We start from the raw sequence: 5,493 nt of genomic DNA, 5'->3' as shown, positions 1-5,493 counted from the left end.
GGCTCCGGCACCAGCGGCACGATCACCTCACCGGCGGCATCCAGCACCGTCTCCAGCGTCCGCGTGTCCTCCAGCGACCCGGGCGTGTCGACGAGCACGAAGTCGTAATCGCCACCCAGGTCGCGCAGCCGCGACAGCACCTGCGGCTGCTGGTTGCCGGCGAAATCGAACGGCAGGTTCCCGCCCGCATTGTCGGCCCACCACACCGTCGACTGCTGCGGATCCACATCCACCACCAGCACCCGGAACCGCCGCGACAACGCCGCAGCCAGCTGCATCGTGACCGTGGTCTTCCCGACCCCGCCCTTCTGATTCGCGACCGCGACGATCCTCATCGCGCCGCTCATCGGAGATCCCCCTCACCGGACGAGTGACGAATCCACTCCTCCAACTCGTCGATCGCATACAGAATGACGCGACCGAGCTTGTAGTACGGCGGGCCCTTCTTCTCGTACCGCCACTGCGCCAGGGTCTTCTTCTTCAACCCCGGCAGCAGCGCCACCACCTCGTCAGGACTCAGGAAATCTTGGCTCAACCGGGAGGATGCCCGGTTCGTCACGGTCGTCATAACACCTCTCCTTTGCGCATCCCAAATCGGAATTGACACTCGTAGACGGGTTATCAGTACACTTAGTCAAGACGGATCTGCGAATTCCACGCCCCGTAAGGCAAACTGAGGAGGTGAAGCTCGACGTGACCACACCCGACGGCTCCCCCATATCCGCCGACGCCGCCAGCCAGCCGGTCGGCTCCGCGCTGCGCATCGCACCCGCGTTCATCGCGACCGCCACCGACGACGACACCGGCATCGAAACCACCATCGAAGCCCGCTACAGCGCCGACGAAGGCCGCTACATCGTCACCACGATCATCAACCGCGCGATCCGCGACGACTTCGACCAGGCCGCCCTCCGACGCACCGCACCACAGACGATCCTGCAATCAGCGATCCCCCACTGCATCGCCCTGCAACTCGAAGACGACCCCGACGCCGCCTGGATCACCGTCGCCGACCTCACCGCCACCGAAGGCCGCATCATCCCCGAATGGATGGCCACCGCCGTCGTCAAACGCACCGCCAAACACGAACGCATGGACGCCATCGAGATCCTCTACGGCACAGCCGCCCTCGCCGGCCTCCCACCCGTCAAAGCCGTACAGGTCGAACTCAACGTCCCCCACCGCACCGCATCCGACTGGATCAAGAAAGCACGCAACGCCGGCCGACTCGAAGGCATGAGCTACCTCGTCGGACGCCAAGCCGAGTCGAACTGACTCGCCCGTCACGTCTCGCGAAGCCGGCGGTCGCGGCCGTGCTCGCGGTGGTGCTCGTCGGCGAGCGCCTTGGCACGCTTGGCGGGATAGGGTGGCTGTGATCGCCGCCGTGCGGGCAATCCTTGCTGTCGCTCCCGTGAACTATCCCGCGACAGTAGGTCAGAAGCGTCCTCTACCCGAGTGCGTTCCGCCTCCGTCTCCCGTGAATCGGCCCGCGCCATCCAGACCAGCGTCAACACAAGCCGACTTACACGCCGCGCGGCCATCAAGCTCGATGTTCACTCGCTCTCGTTGTTCCCTTCAGGGATCACGAACTTGCGGCCCTCAAGCGCGCCCTTGTCGATCTCCTCCTGGTGTTCGACGTAGGGGGTGCCGTGGGTGTGGAAGGTGGGGACGGTCTTCATGCCCCACGCCTGGCCCTTGGCGCGTTCGGCCTGGGACCATTCGACGACGGGCCAGTCGGGGTCGAGGATGAGGCGGCCCTGGGCGGTGGCGAACTCGATGCGGTTGCCGCCGGGTTCCCATACGTACAGGAAGAACGTCTGGTTGATGGCGTGCTTGTACGGGCCGTACTCGATGTAGATGCCGTTCTCGAGGCAGATGTCGGCGGCCTTGAGGATGTCCTCGCGCGAGTCGGGGGCGATGGCGAAGTGGTGGAACCGGCCGCGCTGGCGGGTCCAGTCGTCGGAGTAGACGACGTCGTACGACTTCTGGTGGAACCGGAACCACCAGGCTCCGTACCCGCCGGCATCCAGCTTCACCCGCTCGGACTCGCGTGACTTCATCACGTCGCGCCAGAACTCGCCGGCGGCGTTGACGTCCGACGCCAGGTAGTTGATGTGGTCCATGCGGCGGGCGTTGATGCCGCGGCCGGGGTAGGCGGATGCCTGGTTCTTCAGCGCGGGGCGGTCCTCGTCGTCGGGCACGTAGTGCTCGGTGTCGTAGTAGAGCGCCATGAGGTGCCCGTCGGGGTCTTCGAACTCGTAGGAGCGGCCGACGCCGACCTCGGGGTCGCGCCAGCCGTGGCCGAGCCCGGCATCCTCGATCGCCTTCACCCGGCGCTGCAGCGCGTCTTCGCTGGTGGTGCGGTACAGGGTGCGTCCCACTCCATTGGTGTCGGATGCCGTGAGCTTGAGCGTGTAGAGCTGGTACTCGTCCCAGCAGCGCAGATACGCGGAGTCGCCGATCCGCTCCACCTCGCGCATCGCGCAGATGTCGCGGAAGAAGTGCAGACTCTCCTCGAACTTCGGGGTGAACAGCTCGATGCCGCCCAGGTGGGCGAGGTCGAAGTTCTCGAACGTGGCCATGACGTGTCCTTTCGAATCGGAGTGCTCCGCGCCTCAGGCGAGGTGCGGACGTCGGCGCCGCTGCAGTTCGCAGAGACCCTTGACGAGAAGCCGGTTCTGCGCACGCAGCGCTTCATCGGCTGCTCCCGCATCGCCGTTGCAGATCGCCGCGCTAACCGCCAAGTGGAGCGGCACGGAGTCGATCGGAGAGATAACGGTCCGGGAGAGCTGGTACCGGCGGATGGAGTTCCTCGCGCGCAGTGCGACCAGGGTCTGGCGAACAGCTGCATGGTTTGCCGCCTCGGAGATCGCTCCGTAGTGGTCGACGGCGTTCTCGTAGTCGAGCGGGCTCGCGCCGATGCTGGCCTCGCGGACCGCAGCTCCACGCGCGCGGATCGCCGCGGAGCTCTCGTCGTCGCGTCGCGTCGCGGCGAGCGCACCTGTCATCCGTTCGATTGGGCGCAGCACCTCGGCATACTCGATCGCCTCGCGGATCGGCGCGCAGTGCACGCGGGCGCCGTGGTTCATCTGCAGTTCGACGAGCCCCTCGGCAGCGAGCGCGGCGAAAGCTCCCCGGAGGACGCTCCGAGTCGCGTCTACCCAGCTGGATACTCGCGCTTCGCTGAGCCTGTCTCCTGGGGCGACATCCCCGGACAGGATGTGACGACGGACAATGTGCGCTACTTCTCCTTGGCGACTGCGACGTTCCAGGTGTCCGAATTCCCCCTGGATCACGTTCGAGGGTCGGTCGAACTCGCTTCGCGGGTGCAGAGTTTCGGCGTAGGTACTCATGGGCGGTCGGTGAAGACGATGGTGTGGTTGCCGTGGCGGATGACGCGGTCCTCGGCGTGCCACTGCACGGCGCGGGAGAGCACCGCGCGCTCCACATACGCGCCGCGGGACTGCAGGTCGGCGGCGGTCATGGCGTGGTTGACGCGGGCGACGTCATGCTCGATGATCGGGCCCTCGTCGAGGTCCTTGGTCACGTAGTGGCTCGTCGCGCCGATGAGCTTCACGCCGCGCTCCTTGGCCTTGCGGTAGGGAGCGGCGCCGATGAAGGCGGGGAGGAAGGAGTGGTGGATGTTGATCACCGGCACGCCGACCTTATCGAGGAAGTCCTCGCTGATGATCTGCATGTACCGGGCGAGGACGATGAAGTCGACGTTGTCCTTCACCAGCTCGAGGATCTTCGCCTCGGCCTCGGACTTGTCCGGCCCCTGCGAGGGGACGTGGAAGAACGGGATGCCGAACGTGCGGACGTCCTCGGCGGTGTTGGTGTGGTTGGAGATCACCATCGGGATCGTGACCGGCAGCTCGCCGCGACGGTGACGCCACAGCAGCTCGAGCAGGCAGTGGTCCGAGGTCGACACGAGGATCGCCATCCGCTTCGGGATGGACTGGTCGGTCAGCGTCCACTGCATCCCGAACGGCTTGAGGGTCTCGGCGACATCCGCCTCGATCGCGGGCATGGCGGCGGCGAGGTCGGGGCGGTGGAACACCACCCGCTGGAAGAAGTCGCCGCCCTCGGGGTTCGAGGAGTACTGGTCCAGCGAGACGATGTTGCCCGTGTTGCGGGTCACGAGCGCCGTGACCGCGGCGACGAGGCCGGGCTGGTCGGGGCCGTGCACCGTCAGGCAGGCGTGGTCTTCGAGGGCACCGACAGTGGTCATGATCGCTCCTTTGCGGATCGTTCGGCCGACTCGACGACGTTCGCGACGAGCGTGGCACGGGTCATGGGGCCTACGCCCCCGGGGTTCGGCGAGAGCCAGCCCGCCACGCTGGCAACATCCGGGTGCACGTCGCCGGCGAGTTTCGCCTTGCCGGTATCGGTCACGCCCACCCGGGTTACCCCGACGTCCAGCACCGCCGCCCCGGGCTTGATCCAATCGTGTCGAACGAGGTGTGGGACTCCGACGGCCGCGACGACAATGTCAGCGCGCCGGACCTCGGCTGCTAGGTCAGCGGTGCGCGAGTGGGTGAGAGTGACGGTGGCGTCCAGGCCCTTCCGTGTGAGAAGGAGGCCGAGCGGGCGGCCGACCGTGATTCCGCGCCCGATGATGGTCACCTGCCGGCCCGCGATGTCGATCTCGTTCTGCTCGAGGAGCGCGACGATACCTGCCGGGGTGCAGGGCAGGGGGCCGGTCATCGCCGTACTGGGGTCGACGCCAAGCACGAGTCGGCCGAGATTCACCGGGTGCAGACCATCGGCATCCTTGGTCGGGTCGATCATCTCGAGGATGGCGTTCTCGTCGAACCCGACGGGCAGCGGCAATTGCACGATGAACCCGGTCACCCGCGGATCCTCATTCAGCTGACGTACGGCGTCTTCGACCTGCGTCGCGGTCGCGGATGCCGGCAGCTCGAGTGAGATCGAGGTGACCCCCACTTCCGCACAGTCCCGGTGCTTTCCGGAGACGTATGAGCGGGAGGCGCCGTCGTCGCCGACGAGAAGAGTTCCGAGCCCCGGGCGGTGGCCGCGCGCGGTAAGCGCGGCCACCCGCTCGGTGAGGTCAGCTTTGATCGCGGCAGCGGCCGCGAGGCCATCGAGCCGTCTGGCGGTCATCGTCGTCTCCCCTATCGGAGCGCGGCGGTGTAGTCGCGCGCCCACTCAGCGGTGGCGTCGAGTCCGCCGAACGCGTACATGTGCAATCCGACGGCGCCGGATGCGGGATCGTCGGCGAGCAGCTGGGACAGGTCGGTGACGAAGCGGTCGGGTCCGGCGGTACCCATGAGGTTGGTCAGCGAGAACCCGTACTTCTTCACGATCATCGCGTTCGCGCCCACGCCGAAGCGTCGGGCGAACGAGATGAGTCGCTTGATGCCGGCCGGGCCGGGAGTCCCGATACGGATCTCGGCGTCGATGCCACGGGCCCGTACCTGATCGATCCAAGTCCTCACCGGGTCCGTGTCGAACGCGAACTGGGTGATGATG

Annotated in this window: 7 protein-coding genes and 1 pseudogene; 1 reads left to right on the top strand and 7 read right to left on the bottom strand. The window is 66.7% G+C overall.

What is annotated here, in order from left to right; all coding sequences use genetic code 11:
* Positions 1-335 (bottom strand): AAA family ATPase (locus ACK5KK_RS06135; RefSeq protein WP_416889206.1); only part of this gene is annotated, 335 nt, incomplete at its 3' end.
* Positions 336-343: 8 nt separating this feature from the next.
* Positions 344-568 (bottom strand): helix-turn-helix transcriptional regulator, encoded by a 225-nt coding sequence (locus tag ACK5KK_RS06130; protein WP_416889205.1) that lies wholly within the window; start codon positions 566-568, stop codon positions 344-346.
* A 113-nt stretch (positions 569-681) separates the two neighbouring features.
* Between ACK5KK_RS06130 and ACK5KK_RS06125 the strand changes: the two genes are divergently transcribed.
* The gene (locus tag ACK5KK_RS06125) at positions 682-1,275 is read left to right on the top strand and encodes a hypothetical protein (RefSeq protein ID WP_416889204.1); all 594 of its coding nucleotides are present in this window, start codon (positions 682-684) and stop codon (positions 1,273-1,275) included.
* 278 nt (positions 1,276-1,553) lie between these two features.
* On the opposite strand, the gene ACK5KK_RS06120 is transcribed toward ACK5KK_RS06125, so the two are convergent.
* The 5 genes and pseudogenes from ACK5KK_RS06120 to ACK5KK_RS06100 form a co-directional block, all read right to left on the bottom strand.
* Entirely contained in the window at positions 1,554-2,582 is a 1,029-nt protein-coding gene (locus ACK5KK_RS06120) for a VOC family protein (protein WP_416889203.1), read from the bottom strand.
* A gap of 33 nt (positions 2,583-2,615) precedes the next feature.
* A complete protein-coding gene (locus ACK5KK_RS06115) occupies positions 2,616-3,353 on the bottom strand; it encodes a GntR family transcriptional regulator (RefSeq protein WP_416889202.1) in 738 nt (245 codons plus the stop codon).
* Positions 3,350-4,231, bottom strand: a complete 882-nt coding sequence (gene purU / locus ACK5KK_RS06110) for a formyltetrahydrofolate deformylase (protein ID WP_416889201.1) — start codon at positions 4,229-4,231, stop codon at positions 3,350-3,352. Before purU ends, ACK5KK_RS06115 begins: the two co-directional genes overlap by 4 nt.
* Positions 4,228-5,124, bottom strand: a complete 897-nt coding sequence (locus ACK5KK_RS06105; protein WP_416889200.1) for a bifunctional methylenetetrahydrofolate dehydrogenase/methenyltetrahydrofolate cyclohydrolase — start codon at positions 5,122-5,124, stop codon at positions 4,228-4,230. Before ACK5KK_RS06105 ends, purU begins: the two co-directional genes overlap by 4 nt.
* Before the next feature lie 11 nt (positions 5,125-5,135).
* Positions 5,136-5,493 (bottom strand): annotated as a pseudogene (locus ACK5KK_RS06100) (methylenetetrahydrofolate reductase); the annotation flags it as partial.

It is taken from the genome of Microbacterium sp. (genome assembly GCF_047972865.1).
Lineage (GTDB): Bacteria > Actinomycetota > Actinomycetes > Actinomycetales > Microbacteriaceae > Microbacterium.
Note: the sequence above shows the minus strand (reverse complement) of the source record. Positions and strands in the feature narration are given on the sequence as shown.